The sequence below is a fragment of the Pedobacter hiemivivus genome, assembly GCF_005144565.1.
GTDB lineage: Bacteria > Bacteroidota > Bacteroidia > Sphingobacteriales > Sphingobacteriaceae > Pedobacter > Pedobacter hiemivivus.
Genome location: NZ_SWDX01000008.1, coordinates 69,444 through 85,689, shown reverse-complemented (window position 1 = coordinate 85,689; position 16,246 = coordinate 69,444). Strand labels below are relative to the sequence as shown.

Here is a 16,246-nt window from a genome sequence, read left to right as displayed (position 1 = left end):
TTTAACATATAACTTTGTAAAATGCAATTTACTGCCAAGCAGATAAGTGAGTTTATAGATGGTACCATTGAAGGCGACGAAAACGCAAAAGTCAGCGAGCTTTCAAAAATAGAAAATGGTAAGACTGGTTCTTTATGCTTTTTATCTAACCCTAAGTACGAGAACTATTTATACCAGACAAATGCGTCAGTGGTAATTGTTGGGAAAGACTTTGTGCCTTCACAAAAGGTAGGCAGCACCTTAATTCGGGTTGCTGATCCATACAGCGCTTTCTCAGTTTTACTGGATAAATATAATGAGGTGGTTAATCAGGCCAATACTCAAACGGGCATCGAACAGCCAAGTTTTATCCATCCATCAGCAAAAATTGGTAAAAATGTATTTATTGGTGCATTTTCTTATGTAGCTGAGAATGTGGAGATTGGTGATAACAGTAAAATTTCGCCCCAAGTATTTATTGGTGCGGATAGTGTTGTCGGAAAAAACTGCATTATTTCTCCGGGGGTAAAGATTTACAATCGTTCTGTTTTAGGAAATAACATCATCATCCATTCTAATACCGTAGTTGGTAGTGATGGATTTGGCTTTGCTCCGCAGGCAGATGGAACGTATACTAAAATCGCGCAGATTGGCAACGTGGTGATTGAAGATGATGTAGAGATTGGGGCTAATACGGCGATTGATAGGGCTACAATGGGCTCTACTTTCATCAGAAAAGGCGTTAAGTTGGACAATTTGATCCAGATTGCGCACAATGTTGATGTTGGTGAACACAGTGTTGTTGCAGCACAAACCGGAATTTCTGGCAGCTCAAAATTGGGCGAGAAGTCTGTTATTGGCGGCCAGGTAGGTATTGCCGGACACCTTTCCTTAGCCAAAGGAACGCAGATTGGTGCTCAGGCAGGAATAAATTTTAATACGACTGAAGAAAATAAACAATGGCATGGCAGCCCTGCTCAGCCATTAAGAGATTGGATGCGGGCTTCTGTGATTTTTAAGCAGTTGCCGAGCGTTGAAAAAAGAATAGCTAGCCTTGAAGCAAAAATAAAGGAGCTTACCTTGATCATCGAACAAAACAGTACAATAGCAAATAATAATGAACGTTAAACAAAAGACCATAAAAAACGAAGTTTCGGTAAGCGGTGTAGGCTTGCATACTGGAGCAAATGTTACACTTACATTTTGTCCGGCACCGGAAAATCACGGGTTTAAATTTCAAAGAATTGATCTGCCTGGAAGTCCGATAGTTGATGCAGATTGTGATAATGTTACCGATACAGCGAGAGGAACAACCATTACTCAGAATGGAGCGAGTGTAAGTACGGTAGAACATGTTATGGCCTCTTTGGTTGGGATGGACTTGGATAACGTGCTGATGAAGCTTGATGGCCCGGAAACACCAATTATGGATGGAAGTGCAATCGAGTTTTTAGATGCTTTAGAAAGTGCTGGTGTTCAATTGCAAAGCGTGGATAGAGAATATTTCCAAATTCCACATAACATTACTTATACAGAGCCTGATAGAAAAGTTGAGATTGTTGCAATGCCTTTAGACGACTATAGGTTTACTTGTATGATCGATTACAATTCACCGGTTCTGGGTAGTCAGCATGCTGGCATATCTAGTATTGCTGAATTTAAGAAAGAAATTGCTTCCTGCAGGACTTTCTGCTTTTTGCATGAACTGGAATATCAATTGCAAAACAACCTCATTAAAGGTGGTGATTTGAATAATGCCATTGTTATCGTTGATAAAGAGGTAACTAAGGAAGAATTGGATCATCTGGCTAAAATATTTAAGCGGAATGCAATTGAAGTTGCACCGCAGGGTATTTTAAATAACATGGAATTGAGGCATCAAAATGAGCCGGCAAGACATAAATTGTTGGACATGATTGGTGATCTTGCCTTGGTTGGTGTTCATTTAAAAGGTCATATTATGGCTGCAAGACCTGGCCACGCGGCTAACGTTGCTTTTGCTAAAAAAATCAAAGCAGCCATCAAAAAAGAAAAAAATAAAAAGGTGCATCATGTTTATGATACGACCGTAAAACCGCTATACGATATTGTTCAGATTATGGACATATTGCCTCACCGTCAGCCATTTTTGTTTATCGACAAGATATTGGAATTGAGTAAAACTCATGTTGTTGGTGTGAAAAATGTAACCATGAACGAGGAGTTCTTTAAAGGTCATTTTCCGGGGGCACCTGTTTTTCCAGGTGTGATTCAGATTGAAGCTATGGCTCAAACTGGAGGAATTTTAGTGCTGAGTACGGTGCCTGATCCAAGAAATTACCTTACCTTGTTCCTCAAAATTGACAATGTGCGATTTAGAGCACAGGTTTCGCCTGGCGATACTATAGTTTTCAGATGTGATTTAATGGAGCCGATTAGAAGAGGCATCGCACAAATGAAAGGTGTAGGAATGGTAGGCGGAAAAGTGGTGGTTGAAGCAGAAATGATGGCCCAAATCGTAAAAGTAAAAGAAAACGAAACTACATGATACAACCCTTAGCATATATACATCCTCAGGCGAAAATAGCCGATAATGTGGTTATTGAGCCCTTTGCTGTCATTCATAAAGATGTGGAGATCGGTGAGGGTACCTGGATTGGCTCTAATGTGGTGATCATGGATGGTGCACGGATAGGCAAGAACTGCAGGATATTTCCTGGCTCTGTAATCTCCGGTGTTCCACAAGATTTAAAGTTTGCCGGAGAGGTGACTACGGCGGAAATTGGCGATAACACAACCATTCGTGAGTGTGTGACCATTAACAGGGGTACTAAAGATAAATGGAAGACTGTTATTGGCAGTAATTGTTTGATTCAGGCTTATTCTCACATTGCGCATGATTGCGAGGTTGGAGATTACTGCATATTTTCGAATAGCACTACGCTTGCCGGTCATATTACAATTGGTAACTACGTGGTTTTGGCAGGATTGGTGGCAATCCACCAGTTTGTAAAAGTGGGTTCGCATGCTTTTGTAACCGGTGGTTCATTGGTTAGAAAAGACGTCCCTCCATACGTTAAGGCTGCTAGAGAGCCTTTGTCGTACGCTGGAATCAACTCCGTTGGTTTGAGAAGAAGAGGGTTCTCTTCTGAAAAGATCAACGAGATACAGGAAATTTACAGGGTTTTGTTTGTGAAACACAACAACGTAACCAAAGCTCTGGACATGATAGAAGCTGAATTTGCACCTACGGAGATCCGTGATGAGATTGTAGATTTCATCAGAAACTCTAATCGTGGCGTGATGAAAGGCTTTGGTTCGGGAAGTTAGGATCCTGGTGAATGACAATCGACTTAGCTAACGTTGGGAGAAGATTTAACCAGGAGTGGATTTTCAGGAATGTAGATTATTCGTTTCTTTCTGGAGAAAAATATGCGGTCTTAGGACCAAACGGTTCTGGTAAATCTACTTTGTTGAGTGTCTTGCTAGGAAATTTATCTCCATCTGAAGGAACTATAAGTTACAAATCGGGGGTTGATATCCCCGTAGAGGAGATTTATAAATCCATCAGCTTTGCTGCGCCTTACCTCGATTTAATTGAAGAGTTTACACTTCAGGAAACCATTAACTTCCATTTTAAATTTAAAGCCTTTTACGAGGGTATGAACGCCGAATCGGTGTTAGATCTACTCGGACTTGCCAAATCGCAAGATAAGGCTTTAAAATACTTCTCTTCGGGAATGAAACAGCGCACCAAGCTTGTGCTGGCTTGTTGTTCCAATACTCCAATTCTTTTACTGGACGAGCCCACGTCTAACCTGGATCTGCAGGGAATGGGCTGGTACTTGCAGTTAATTGAGCGATTTTCGGTAAACCGAACGCTAATTATAGGCTCAAATCAAGAGTCGGAGTATTCCTTTTGTAACCATTTTGTGGAGTTGACGGATTATAAATAAGTAATATTTATATTTGAAAACAGGCCAAAACGGGCTATTTGAGACTTAAAATGCTTTTATTAAATTATTTTTAAATTACTATTGTGGAATCGATAAATAGTCTTTACCTTTGCGGCACGAAAAAAGGCCGAAAGTTTAGGCACAATTTCAAAACAAAATGGCAAAAGCATCAGAAGTAAAAAATGGGAACATACTTCGTTTCAACGGAGATCTGGTACAAGTAGAGGAGTTTTTACATCGTACACCCGGAAATTTACGCGCTTTTTATCAAGCTAAGATGCGGAATGTGAAGACTGGTAAAACAGCTGAGTATAGGTTCCGTGTTGATGAAGAGGTTGAGATTTGCCGTGTTGAAACCAGCGATTACCAGTTTTTGTATGAAGATGGTGAAGCACTAGTAGTAATGGACAATACTACATTTGAACAGTTTAACGTACCGAAAGCATTATTCGGTAAGAGTATTCGGTTCTTGAAAGAAGGAATGAATGTAATTATCGCATTTGAAAGTGAAGAGCCAATTATGGCGCAGACACCTTCTCATGTTGAATTAGAAATAACCTACTCAGAGCCTGCAGTTAAAGGCGATACTTCTACAAATGCATTGAAATATGCGACGTTAGAGACAGGAGTAGAAATAAAAGTCCCAATGTTTATCAATCAGGGCGATAAAGTTAAGATTGATACACGTACTGGTGACTATGTTGAAAGAGTAAAATAAGAATTTTCATAGTTTAGTTTTAGGTTTAGGTTGATTGTGGCTTCGGAGTGGTTCCCGAAGCCATCTTTTTTTATGGGATTTTTTTGGGTTGAAAAATCAAATTATGCTTCTGAGGCTGGAACCTTTTGCCCAGAAGAAGGGCAAAACTGCGAAGCATTCTTGAGGGCTAAAATCAGTAAGAACTGCCGAAAAAATTCCTAGGCCTCTTCAGCACAATATTGATTTTTCTTTATGGGCCCAAACTGGGGCCATAAAAAAGATAGATTCGGGGTTTTGTGTATATTTCAGGGCTTGTCGTTATATTTGTTTTGATGACAAAAGCAGAGATTAGAAAAGTTGCAACAATGCAGCGGAAATGGCTTTCTGAAGACCAGATTGAAGATTATAGTCTACAATTGCTAAGGCAATTCTCTTTGTTGGACTTCTCATCGGTTCGTACGATTCATGTATTTCTGCCTATTACGGAGAAGAAAGAACCAAATACTTTCCTTTTTATTGATTGGTTGAGCGTTAATTATCCTGAGATCAAGATCATAGTTCCAAGGGCTGATTTTGATACTGCATTGATGACTAATTATGTGTATCAGGGTAAGGATGGTCTGGTTAAGAATCTATACAATATTCTAGAGCCTGCACAGGGGGAGTTACATACCGGGGAAGTGGATCTTGTGCTTATTCCTATGTTGGCTTTTGACTTACGGGGTTATCGCGTAGGTTATGGTAAGGGTTTTTATGATCGGTTTTTGCAAAATATAGCGACTAAAAAGATTGGGCTATGCTTTTTTGACCCGGTTGAGCAGATCAGCGATGTGAACGAACATGATGTATGCCTGAATCTTTGCATTACCCCAAATAAAGTTTATTCATTTTAGGGGGTAACAAATATTAACTTTTGCTGATATCTCTCCAAACAGTTTGATTGTAAACTAAAGGAGAACGTTATGAAAAGGTTAATATTAGTGGTACTGGCGGTTTTGTTAACCGGCCTTACCTGGGCACAAAAGAAGTCGGATGCGAAGATAAATAATAGTGGTAAACTTCAGATTTCGGCCTTTGGAGGCCTTAGTATGCCGCAGGGCAAATATAAAAATGAGATTGGAAGAGCTAAGAATGGCTATTTTGGTGGCCTTGCCATTGATCAGTATTTTAAGGGGAATAAATGGGGGATTGGTATTGATGCCCGGTTTTTGAACCATGATATCAGGAAGTTTGACAGTGTATTTTTTGATAATGGGTACATCGCTACTGATTATGTAAATCACCCTTCTTTCCAACACATTGGAGTTAGTATTGGTCCAACTTATAAATCTAATTTTGGTAAGCTAGATCTGGAAGCTTTCCTTCGTGGTGGTGTATTGTTTCAAGGATTTCCTCAATACAAAGAGTCTGTTTATGTACACCAGGCCTCTGGTCCGCCACTTCCTTTATTCGATACGCAGTATACGAGCAATCCTAAGCGCATTACAAAGGCTTGGATGGGATTAGGCGGTCTTCGGATATCTTATGCGCTTAACGAGCATTGGGGCGTGTTTGCGCGGGCTGATTATTTGAGAACCTTCGGCAAAAGCTTTGGCGGCGACTCCAGTGAGTTTCATATCACTAAATACGCGGTAAAAAAAGCACTGACAGCTTCGGACGTGCTTACGGTAAACAATAATGCTATCACCAATATAAATACTTACTATGAAGAAACCCCTACTATTCAAAATACATATGTACAAGCCGTAAATGTTGGCTTTGGAATTAAATATACATTTGGCGCTAAACGTAAAGTTGCACCGGTAGCTCCAGCGACTAAAACGGTAGCTCCGCCAGTAATTGCTGCACCTAAAGATATTTTGGTTGTAGTAAAGGATAGACAAACTGGCCTGGCTTTAAGTGGTGTTATCGTTAAAATCAGCAGGAACAATATCGACAATACTTCTATCAGTAATGCGGACGGCCAGGCTGAACGTGTTTTAAAAGCAGAAAAGGGTGCTTATCTGATCACAGCTGTGAAAAATGGCATTGCAGCAGAGCCCGTGGCGATAAGTATTGCTGATTTTGACAATGCTAGTAATGTGATTTATAAAGAGATTTATCACGATGACCCTAGATTTACCTTGATTGGAGAGACGGTTAGGGCTAATGATAACTCTAAATTGCCGGGTATTGGTACGGTACTGACTAATGCAACGAACAGTAAAAACATGACTCAGATTTCTGATGGAGAGGCTAAATTTGTTTATCAGTTGGAGCAACAGTCTGATTACAATATTGTGGCCAATCAAGCAGGGAAATTTTCGCAAACTGAAGGCGTGACCACAAAAGGGCTGGATAGAAGTAAAACGTTATATGTTACGCTGAAACTTGGGGTTAATAATTTGGATGCGGGGGCTGTCTTTGTACTTAAGAATATCCATTATGACTTTGATAAGTCTTATATCAGACCAGATGCTGAGCGGATATTGGACAATTTGTTAAATGTGATGTCGCAAAACCCTACATTGAGAATCGAGCTATCATCTCATACGGATAGTCGGGGTAAGGATGCTTATAACATGCGTTTATCGCAACAAAGGGCGGAGGCCGCTGTAAATTATTTGGTAAGCAAAGGTGTAGATCGCAACAGGATGGTGGCTAAAGGTTATGGGGAGACCCGTTTGCTGAACCGTTGTGGAAATGGCGTAGAATGTAGTGATGAGGAGCATCAGGCGAATAGACGGACCGAAATAAAGGTTTTGAAGTATTAAAATGTACATAAAAGTAAAAAGGAGGTCCGTATCATAAGTCATGATGCGGGCCTCCTTTTATTTTTGCGACTTGATAAAATCGCTTATAAGGTACGTTAGGGTCTTCGGGGTGGTTTTACACTGTCTGCCGTCAATTAAGGCAACAGCGCCCTCGCAAATGTGTAAATACGCGAATTTTTTGGCTGAAGTTAATATCAACTTCCGGATTTCGTTTAAACTGAAGCCTGAAGGGGTCATTGCACTGGACAATACATTTTCTATGCAATCCATATCAAGTTCCAATCCTGTTGTAGTTCCTGTTTTTTTAACAAGATTATTCCATGCGGAAAAGATGGGCTGATCGCTTTTTAGAAGATCATCAAAAAATACTGGATAGATATGTTGGTTTGCGGCTATGGTTTCAAGGATAGCGTTGTTGTTGTAGTTTTGGTGCAGTCCAAATATACCATAGCGGGTTAAGAAGCCATCTTTTATCGCATAACTGAACCCGTTGCCGCTATGTCTCCCGCTTGCAGGTCTTAAATCTGCATGTGCATCTATATTGATGACATCAATAGGGACTTTAAAGCCTAATGATGCTCCTTTGATAATTGGGTAGGCATTGTTGTGGCCTCCGCCGATAACAATGGGTGTTTTGCCTGCGGTGATTATCTTTTGAATGACCGGGTAAACCAAGGCATCGATCTCTTCTACTTTTTGTTGAAGGAGGGGGATGCCTTCTCCTGAAGGTTCAGCAAAAACAAAGTGGCCGAGTACCAGGAGCTCCTCTCCATTAAAAAAGGGGGTGCTTTGTATGTTTAAGAGCGCTTTAAGCGTTGGTTCCCATGAAGAGGCTGCGCCGGCAATGCCGTAGTTGGCACGCACGCCAATATCTTCGGGAATGCCAACCAATACAAACTGAGCACTTGCGTCTGCAATTTCATCTAGTGTGTTTACGGACTGAACTTTCTGGCCCAGCTTAACTTCTCCCTCACGTAGATTGGTTAAGGCCAGGATTGCTGCAGCATTGTATAACTTAAGGCCGTCCATTAGCTTATTTTGCCGTTTAATACGATGGTTTCTATTTGCGATTGGCCAAAGCTATAAGGCAGAAAAGCAAGGGAAGACATCGGTCTGGTTATAAACAGGTTGGCTTTTTTGCCTTTGGCAATACTACCTACTTCTGCACTTAGTTCCATTGCTGCGGCTCCATTGATGGTGGCTGCGTTTATGGCTTCTTCCGGGCGCATCCGCAGTTTAATACAGGCTAAAGAAACTACTAGATTCATGTTTCCGGAAGGAGTAGAACCAGGGTTATAATCTGTTGCTACGGCTACTGGAATGTTTGCATTGATTAGCCCTCTGGCATTGGCAAAAGGGATATTAATGTAGAATGAGCAGGAAGGTAGTAGCGTTGCGACGGTGTTGCTTGCTGCCAAGCTTTCAATCGCGGCATCATCTGTAGCTTCCAGATGGTCTACAGAAATGGCCTGATGTTTTACGCCAACCTGTACACCGCCAGATACAGACAATTGATTGGCGTGTATTTTAGGCTTTAAGCCATATTTTGCGGCAGCTTGTAGCAACCTATCTGTGTCGTCCACAGAGAAAAAGCCTTGCTCACAAAAGGCGTCCATATAATCCGCAAGCCCTTCATCTGCAATTCTAGGCAGCATTTCCTCAATAATCAGTTTGATATAACCTTCATGATCGTTTTTATACTCGGGCGGGTAGGCATGCGCTGCGAGAAAAGAGGCTTTAATTGGAATTGGGAAGTTCTCTTTTAACCTGCGGATGGCCTTCAGCATTTTTAACTCACTGTCAGTTGAAAGCCCATAACCGCTTTTTATTTCTACCGCTCCGGTGCCTTGTATGATCATGTCAGTTAAGCGTTGTGCTGCAGAATCATATAAATCGTCAGCTGTTGCTACCTGTAATTTCCTTGCCGAATTTAAGATGCCACCACCTGCTGCAGCAATATCTTCATAGCTTTTACCATCAATTTTCATCACAAACTCTTCCTCCCTTGAAGCGGCAAAGACGATATGTGTATGCGAATCGCACCATGAAGGGAAAACGAAACCGCCATTGGCATCGTGTGTAACGATGTAATTGGGCAAATGATCCGGTAACTGGTCCATGGAGCCAAAGTCTTTTATTTTTCCACCTTCACATAAAAGCCATGCATTTTCTATTGTCGGAAGGTTTTGCATCTGGCTACCCCTTAAAAGGAGCATCTTTTCTGGATGCAGACCAACTAGTGATTTGATATTGGTTATGAGCAGGTCTGACATGACTAAGGGTTTAATTCCAATAAAACAGGACAGTGATCAGAGTGAATGGCATCGGCCAGAATGGTCACATTTTTCAATTTCTCCAACATTGGTTGTGTAGCCAGGTGGTAATCGATCCGCCAACCCAAGTTCTTTCCTCTGGAACCGGCTCTGAAACTCCACCAGGTGTAATGGTGCGGATCTTTGTTGAAATGCCTGAAAGTATCGATGAAGCCGTTTGTTAAAAATAATTCCATCCACTCGCGTTCTTCAGGCAGGAAGCCGGAAGAATTGGCGTTTGATTTCGGGTTATGGATATCTATCGCAGTATGGCATATGTTGTAATCCCCAGAAATGATCATGTGAGGGTGTTCTTTGCGCAATTCATCGATATAGGTATCGAAGAACCGCATAAATTCATACTTTTTAACTTGTCTTTCATCACCACTAGATCCTGAAGGCATGTAAAGGCTCATCAGCGAGAATCCGTCGAAATCGGCTCTTAATATCCGTCCTTCTTTATCAATCCATTCTTCTCCACAACCATATTCAACATGATTTGGTTTTATTTTGGTGAGTATAGCAACACCGCTATACCCCTTTTTTTCGGCAGGAAACCAGTAGTGGTGGTAGCCTAATTGTTCTATTAAAACAAGGATTTCAGGGATTTGTGAAGGTAGAGCTTTAACTTCTTGCAGGCAGACCATGTCTGCATTAGTTTCTTGCAGCCAGCTAATAAAGTTTTTGGTGGTGGCAGAGCGGATGCCATTGACGTTGTAAGATATAATTCTCATTATCGTATGCTTGTTTTTTATGCAGTTAATGATGCTTTTTTTAATGCTTTAGCTTGTTTAGCAAATTCTTTTTCTAGCTTTTTTGCTTCACGACGTTTTAAAACGGTAATGGTCATTTTTACGTCGGTTATGGGCCTGTTGTTGCCGTCGGTCTCCATAACTGCAATTTTATCTACCAGTTCAATGCCTTTTACAATTTCTCCGTAAACGGTATAGCTTTTGTCTAAATGGGGAGTGCCACCCAGTGTTTTATAAATTGCTCTTTGCGATTCTGGAAGTTTAAATTTCAGGCGGTTTTTCTCTAGCGCGTCCAATTGTTCATCCGTAAATTTTTTACCTTGTACCAGGTAAAACTGACTGCCGCTGGATGCTTTTTCCGGGTTGTCGTCTCTTGCTGCGGCCAGCACTCCTTTTTTATGAAAAAGACTGTCACGAAATTCGGCAGGAACGGTGTAGCCTACGGTTCCTTCACCCAATAGGGCCCCTTTAACGGCGATCTTTGAGTCTGGATCACCGCCTTGGATCATAAAATCTTTGATCACCCGGTGAAATAAAGTTCCGTTATAAGTCCCTTTTTCGGTTAATTTTAGGAAGTTGTCACGGTGTTGTGGAGTTTCGTTGTACAGCTGGATAATGCATTCGCCCAGGTCTGTTTTTATTTTAACGTATTGGTGTTTTGGCTTTGCTGAAAAGGCGGAAATAAAGCACGCACAAAGTATTAGGGTAATATAATTCTTCATTGTCAGTTTAATTACCCGGCTAAGTTAAGTTAAATCTACTTTATTCAATAGGGCGCATTAAAATGTTAAGCATAGTCTTTCTTATCATAGATCAACAATTGGGGCGGATATTCGTTATAGCTTTGTAACTTATTAATTTAAAGATTATGAAAAGATTATTTTTATTCCTGGTTGCTGTTTCAATCAGCGTTGCCTCATTTGCGCAAACGAAGTGGACAGTAGATCCAATGCATTCTTTTGTTAACTTTTCGGTTAAACACATGGGAATTTCATTTGTAGATGGTTCTTTTAAGAAATTTGATGGTTCGGTCGTTGCGGCGAAAGCGGATCTTACCGATGCAAAAATCAACTTTACCGTGGATGTAAATAGTGTGAATACCGGTGTTGAAATGAGAGATAATCACCTTAAAACCGATGATTTTTTTAATGCAGCTCAATATCCAACAATGACTTTTGAAAGCACTTCATTCAAAAAAGGTAAAGAAAACAATTATACTTTGGCTGGAAAATTAACTATCCGCGACGTGACTAAAGATGTTGTGTTTGCTGTTGTTTATGGCGGTACGGCTAAAGATCAACAAGGAAATACTAAAGCAGGTTTTACTGCAACTACAACCGTTAACCGTTTGGATTATAACATTAAATACGATCCTACCGGTGCTGGTGTAGCTAAAGATATTAAAGTTACTTTAAACCTTGAGTTTACTCAAGCTAAGTAGTCTAATCAATAACAGGCTGGATCATTAATTCGGCCTGTTATTAAATTTTGATGATGATGTCGACCTTATCTCAATTCAATACTTTTACCAGTAATTTGCCTTTGCAGGATAGCTTAATGCCTGTTTTGTTTATTGGCCACGGCTCGCCGATGAATGGAATCGAAGACAATGAGTTTAGCGCTAAATGGGCCGGCATTGCTAAAGATATTCCGCAACCTAAGGCTGTTTTAGTCGTTTCTGCGCATTGGTTTACCAAGGGGACACACATCACTGCCATGGATTTCCCTAAGACAATTCATGATTTTGGAGGCTTTCCGCAAGCACTGTTTGATGTCGATTATCCGGCTCCGGGTAGCCCGGCTTTGGCTTTGGAGACTGCTGGATTGATTCATAGTACCGAGGTAGGATTAGATCATGACTGGGGACTTGACCATGGTGCGTGGACTGTTGTTAAACACATGTACCCAGCCGCAAATATCCCTGTTTTGCAACTTAGCATTGATTCCACCAAGGATGCGGCATATCATTATAACCTCGCAAAAGAGTTATATGACCTTCGAAAAAAGGGTGTCCTGATTTTAGGGAGCGGTAATATGGTCCATAACCTGAGGATGATGAGTTGGGAAATGATTCATGGAGGCGGCTATGATTGGGCCCTGGAAATGAACGATAAATTTAAAAGCCTGATCTTAAACCGCGAACATCAACAGTTGGCAGATTACAGGAATTTAGGTCGGGAGGCTATGCTTGCTATTCCTACACCAGAGCATTATTTGCCACTGATGTATACTCTTGGCTTGCAAAATGGTACTGAAGCTGTTTCTTTATTTAATGATAAAGCCGTTGGCGGTTCTTTAACCATGACCTCAGTCAGGATTGGCTAAGCTTACATCAGTTTTTTAAGCCATTTTAATAAGCCGTGTTTACCCTCGTAAGGGGGGTAAATCAAATTACTCATGTTCATCGCGGATTGGAATACAATAGCGCGTTCATGAGAGAAGGTTTTGAACCCGAAAAAACCATGACAGCTGCCCATACCGCTACTATTTACTCCGCCAAAGGGTAGTTTAGGGTTGGAAATATGGATCAATACATCGTTCACACAGGTGCCGCCAGCAGAAGTGTTTTTGATGATATGATTGATGTTCTTATGGTTTGCGCTAAAAATATATAGGGTCAGCGGTTTACTACGGCCGTTTATTTGCTCAATGGCTTCTTCGGATGTTTGATAGGTAATGATGGGTAAAACTGGCCCAAAGATCTCTTCTTTCATGATGTTCGAATCCAGGTTAACTTGAGTCAATACGGTTGGGTTTATGGTCTGTTTGGCCTCATCCTTTCCGCCACCAAAGGCTATTTTTGCGCCTTTTTCGGTCGCATCATCCATTAATGTCGTTAGTCTGTTGAAATGTCTTTCGTTGATGATCTTTGCATAGGCATTTTCATTGATTTGCTGGTTGCTATTAAAAAAAAGACGGTTAGCTGCATGGGCATATTCCATCACAAACTCTTCTTGTCTGCTTTCGGGGATTAAAATATAGTCTGGAGCGATGCAGGTCTGGCCAGCATTGATGAGTTTGCCCCAGGCAATTTTTTCTGCAGCTTTTTTAAGGTTGGCACTTTCGTCAATTATGGTGGGCGATTTGCCTCCAAGTTCGAGTGTTACTGAGGTTAAGTTTTTTGCTGCGGCTTCCATCACGACCTTGCCAATTGCAGTGCTTCCGGTAAAAAAGATATGATCAAAAGGAAGGGCAAGTAAGGCGGTTGATACTGACGCGTCGCCCTCAAAACAGCAAATTTCCTGTTCTTCAAAGCATTCTTTGATGATTTTGTTAATGATACTGCTGGTTGCCGGGCTTAGTTCCGAAGGTTTCAATATGGCACAATTTCCGGCTGCAATAGCAGACAAAAGCGGGCTCATCATTAACTGAAAGGGATAGTTCCATGGGGAAATGATCAGACAGGCACCTTTTGGCTCGTAATAGATCCTGTTTTTGGCCATCAGACTTGTTAGACTTTTTCCGACACGCTTGGGTTTCATCCATTTGCCTACGTTCTTTATCGCGAAGTCTAATTCCCCATAAATAAATATGAGTTCGGTTACAGCAGCTTCGAACTGACTTTTGCGCAAGTCGGATTGCAAGGCGGCGTAAATGTCCTTTTCATATTTCTCTATGGTGGCCTTTAAAGTTTTTAATTTATCAATTCTTTGTGTTGCATTGCTGTTTCTAAGCGTATATTTATGTTTTTGCTGAGCTTCGAATACGGAATTGATGGTTTGCGTCATGGCGATGTTAAAGCTGGGGAATTATTAATCGATATTGCTGATCGTTATTAAATATATACATAAGTACGTACAAAATGAAAAAAGGATTGTTTGTTGTTTTCGTGATTTCTGTGTTTACACAAATTGCCGCTGCTCAGACCATTAAAACTGGGGTTTTAGTAATTGGCAAGGGGGATAACGCTATTGGATCAGGGTTTCAGTCGGCAATTTCGGGCGTTAAAACCATCATGCTAATTCAGGCTGCAGATCTGGTTGTTACGCCTCAGGATAAGAATGTCAGTTCGGGCCTTGAATCCTTGTTTTTAAAAAAGATGCGTTTGGCAAAAGGGATTTCGGATAGTTTAAGCAAGGTATATGTGGATGAGACCAGTGCAAATGCGGTACTTAAAACCTGGTCCGACAGCACTAAAAATTTAACCGTGTTGAGGAATGTAAAATGGTCCAGGATAAAAAGATCAGGTAACAATTGGAATGTGCTGTTGGAAGATGGGCGAACCATAAAAGCGGAGGTGCTTGTTAATGCAGATGGTAGCGGAAATGTAACGGAGGCTTTGGCGTTAAAAGGGGCCGTTAAGAAGCAATGGCAGCCTTTAAATTATAGTGATAATCTTTACCGGGGAAGCGTTAGTGCAGGCTATTGGGTTAACAACAGCAACGCTAATGTTATTCTGTTAGACAGCTTCCTGCTGCCGAAGCAGGAAAACCTGGTGGTTTTGAATCCAGAAGACGAAAGTTTTGCCGGAGGACAGGCGGCTGGGGCTACAGCAGCTTATGCGGTGTTTTTTAGGACAAAAACCTCACTCTCGGTTTTAAAGTCAATACAGAAGGAGCTAATCAACCATCGTTTGTCGGTTATGCCTTTTGCCGACATTTTACATGACGATCCCAATTGGAAGTCAATTCAGTTTGTCGGTCTTTCGGGCTTTTTAAAGGCAAGTTTGGTAAATGGCCTGGCTAATTTCAATCCAGAGCAGGAGGTGACTACAGCCGAAATAAAAGCGCCATTAAAGGAGTTTTACTACAAAGCCCAAATTTGGTTTGATGATTATAAAGAAGCAAACATGACGTTAGGTGCTGTGTTAAACATGATTTGTATGGTTGGCAACAAATCACCTGAAACTACCAAAGCCGAAGTTCAGAAAAGATGGGTGTCACGCTATCATTTTAAAAATGAGTTTGATTTAAATAGGAATGTTACCCGTCGTGAATTTGCCGTATTGGTGGATGAATACTTAACTCCCTTTGATGTGAATATTGATAAGTCGGGTAGGGTAATCAGATAAAAGCCACATAGATAAAAACTAATTTCAATAATCGCATTATAGATATCCTCTATATGCCTATCAAGATTTAGTATCCGTAATATCCCAAATGCGGTTGTTTTTGAGTGCAGATAGGCTTATCTTTGCACTGTAAAAAAAGAACAATAAAATACAAAAATAATTATGGCAATAGTAGGTAAAAAATTCCCGAGCGTAAGCATTGATGCAATGTCAGAAATGGGTGACGATTTGAAAATCAACATTTTTGAAGAAGCAGTAAGTAAAGAGAAAAAAGTTATATTATTCTGGTATCCAAAAGATTTTACTTTTGTTTGTCCAACAGAATTACACGCTTTCCAAGCCGCTTTACCTGATTTTGAAAAAAGAAATACAATTGTAATTGGTGCTTCATGCGATACTAACGAAGTTCACTTTGCATGGTTAAATACTGCAAAAGAAAATGGTGGTATTGAAGGTGTAACTTATCCAATCTTAGCGGATACACACAGACATTTAGCTAACATTTTAGGTATTGTAGATCAGGACGTTGAGTACGACGAAGAAGGAAACGAATCTTTCTCTGGTTCAAACGTAACTTACAGAGCTACTTATTTAATTGATGAAACTGGTAAAGTATTCCACGAAAGTGTTAATGATATGCCGGTAGGTAGAAACGTAAAAGAATATTTACGCTTAATTGATGCTTATGCTCACGTTCAGAAACATGGCGAAGTTTGCCCTGCTAACTGGGAAGAAGGAAAAGAAGCAATGAATGCGAACAGAACTGGCGTTGCAGAATACCTGAGCGCTAACTAATAAAAAATAAAA

Annotated in this window: 16 protein-coding genes; 11 read left to right on the top strand and 5 right to left on the bottom strand. The window is 40.7% G+C overall.

The features are described from left to right. Positions 1-21 precede the first annotated feature (21 nt). The 7 genes from lpxD (at position 22) to FBD94_RS19045 (ending at position 7,364) form a co-directional block, all read left to right on the top strand. Positions 22-1,107, top strand: coding sequence for a UDP-3-O-(3-hydroxymyristoyl)glucosamine N-acyltransferase (gene lpxD, locus FBD94_RS19075; protein ID WP_131610253.1), 1,086 nt, complete (start codon positions 22-24; stop codon positions 1,105-1,107). Beyond that, positions 1,097-2,506: a bifunctional UDP-3-O-[3-hydroxymyristoyl] N-acetylglucosamine deacetylase/3-hydroxyacyl-ACP dehydratase gene (locus tag FBD94_RS19070; RefSeq protein WP_131610254.1), complete on the top strand. Its 1,410-nt coding sequence runs from the start codon at positions 1,097-1,099 to the stop codon at positions 2,504-2,506. The genes lpxD and FBD94_RS19070 overlap by 11 nt, the downstream gene beginning before the upstream one ends. Further along, a complete protein-coding gene (lpxA, locus tag FBD94_RS19065) occupies positions 2,503-3,288 on the top strand; it encodes an acyl-ACP--UDP-N-acetylglucosamine O-acyltransferase (RefSeq protein ID WP_131610255.1) in 786 nt (261 codons plus the stop codon). The genes FBD94_RS19070 and lpxA overlap by 4 nt, the downstream gene beginning before the upstream one ends. An 11-nt stretch (positions 3,289-3,299) precedes the next feature. Then, positions 3,300-3,914 (top strand): ABC transporter ATP-binding protein, encoded by a 615-nt coding sequence (locus tag FBD94_RS19060; protein WP_131610256.1) that lies wholly within the window; start codon positions 3,300-3,302, stop codon positions 3,912-3,914. 157 nt (positions 3,915-4,071) lie between these two features. Next, positions 4,072-4,632, top strand: a complete 561-nt coding sequence (gene efp / locus FBD94_RS19055) for an elongation factor P (RefSeq protein WP_131610257.1) — start codon at positions 4,072-4,074, stop codon at positions 4,630-4,632. A 311-nt stretch (positions 4,633-4,943) separates the two neighbouring features. Beyond that, positions 4,944-5,504 (top strand): 5-formyltetrahydrofolate cyclo-ligase, encoded by a 561-nt coding sequence (locus FBD94_RS19050; protein WP_136881388.1) that lies wholly within the window; start codon positions 4,944-4,946, stop codon positions 5,502-5,504. 69 nt (positions 5,505-5,573) lie between these two features. Then, positions 5,574-7,364, top strand: a complete 1,791-nt coding sequence (locus tag FBD94_RS19045; protein WP_136881387.1) for an OmpA family protein — start codon at positions 5,574-5,576, stop codon at positions 7,362-7,364. 57 nt (positions 7,365-7,421) lie between these two features. Here FBD94_RS19045 and FBD94_RS19040 read toward each other — a convergent pair whose 3' ends face one another. From FBD94_RS19040 to FBD94_RS19025, 4 genes are read right to left on the bottom strand one after another with little or no spacing between them, the layout of a single operon-like run. Next, complete coding sequence (locus tag FBD94_RS19040; RefSeq protein WP_136881386.1) at positions 7,422-8,393, bottom strand: formimidoylglutamase; 972 nt, start codon at positions 8,391-8,393, stop codon at positions 7,422-7,424. Continuing rightward, entirely contained in the window at positions 8,393-9,637 is a 1,245-nt protein-coding gene (gene hutI, locus FBD94_RS19035; protein WP_136881385.1) for an imidazolonepropionase, read from the bottom strand. Before hutI ends, FBD94_RS19040 begins: the two co-directional genes overlap by 1 nt. A 2-nt stretch (positions 9,638-9,639) precedes the next feature. Beyond that, positions 9,640-10,410: an exodeoxyribonuclease III gene (locus tag FBD94_RS19030; protein WP_136881384.1), complete on the bottom strand. Its 771-nt coding sequence runs from the start codon at positions 10,408-10,410 to the stop codon at positions 9,640-9,642. A 17-nt stretch (positions 10,411-10,427) separates the two neighbouring features. Further along, positions 10,428-11,150 (bottom strand): peptidylprolyl isomerase, encoded by a 723-nt coding sequence (locus FBD94_RS19025; protein WP_136881383.1) that lies wholly within the window; start codon positions 11,148-11,150, stop codon positions 10,428-10,430. 146 nt (positions 11,151-11,296) lie between these two features. On the opposite strand from FBD94_RS19025, the gene FBD94_RS19020 reads away from it, so the two are divergent. Together FBD94_RS19020 and ygiD are read left to right on the top strand one after the other, a co-directional pair. Next, positions 11,297-11,869 carry a YceI family protein gene (locus FBD94_RS19020; protein WP_136881382.1) on the top strand — a complete coding sequence of 191 codons (573 nt, stop codon included), beginning with the start codon at positions 11,297-11,299 and terminating at the stop codon, positions 11,867-11,869. A gap of 50 nt (positions 11,870-11,919) precedes the next feature. Further along, entirely contained in the window at positions 11,920-12,753 is an 834-nt protein-coding gene (ygiD, locus tag FBD94_RS19015; protein WP_317131570.1) for a 4,5-DOPA-extradiol-dioxygenase, read from the top strand. A 2-nt stretch (positions 12,754-12,755) separates the two neighbouring features. Here the strand turns inward: ygiD and FBD94_RS19010 are convergent, their stop codons facing one another. Further along, positions 12,756-14,156: an aldehyde dehydrogenase family protein gene (locus tag FBD94_RS19010; protein ID WP_136881381.1), complete on the bottom strand. Its 1,401-nt coding sequence runs from the start codon at positions 14,154-14,156 to the stop codon at positions 12,756-12,758. A 74-nt stretch (positions 14,157-14,230) separates the two neighbouring features. Here FBD94_RS19010 and FBD94_RS19005 point away from each other — a divergent pair, with 74 nt between their 5' ends. Together FBD94_RS19005 and FBD94_RS19000 are read left to right on the top strand one after the other, a co-directional pair. After that, a complete protein-coding gene (locus tag FBD94_RS19005; RefSeq protein WP_136881380.1) occupies positions 14,231-15,439 on the top strand; it encodes a hypothetical protein in 1,209 nt (402 codons plus the stop codon). A 162-nt stretch (positions 15,440-15,601) separates the two neighbouring features. Further along, positions 15,602-16,234, top strand: coding sequence for a peroxiredoxin (locus FBD94_RS19000; protein WP_131612265.1), 633 nt, complete (start codon positions 15,602-15,604; stop codon positions 16,232-16,234). Positions 16,235-16,246 lie beyond the last annotated feature (12 nt).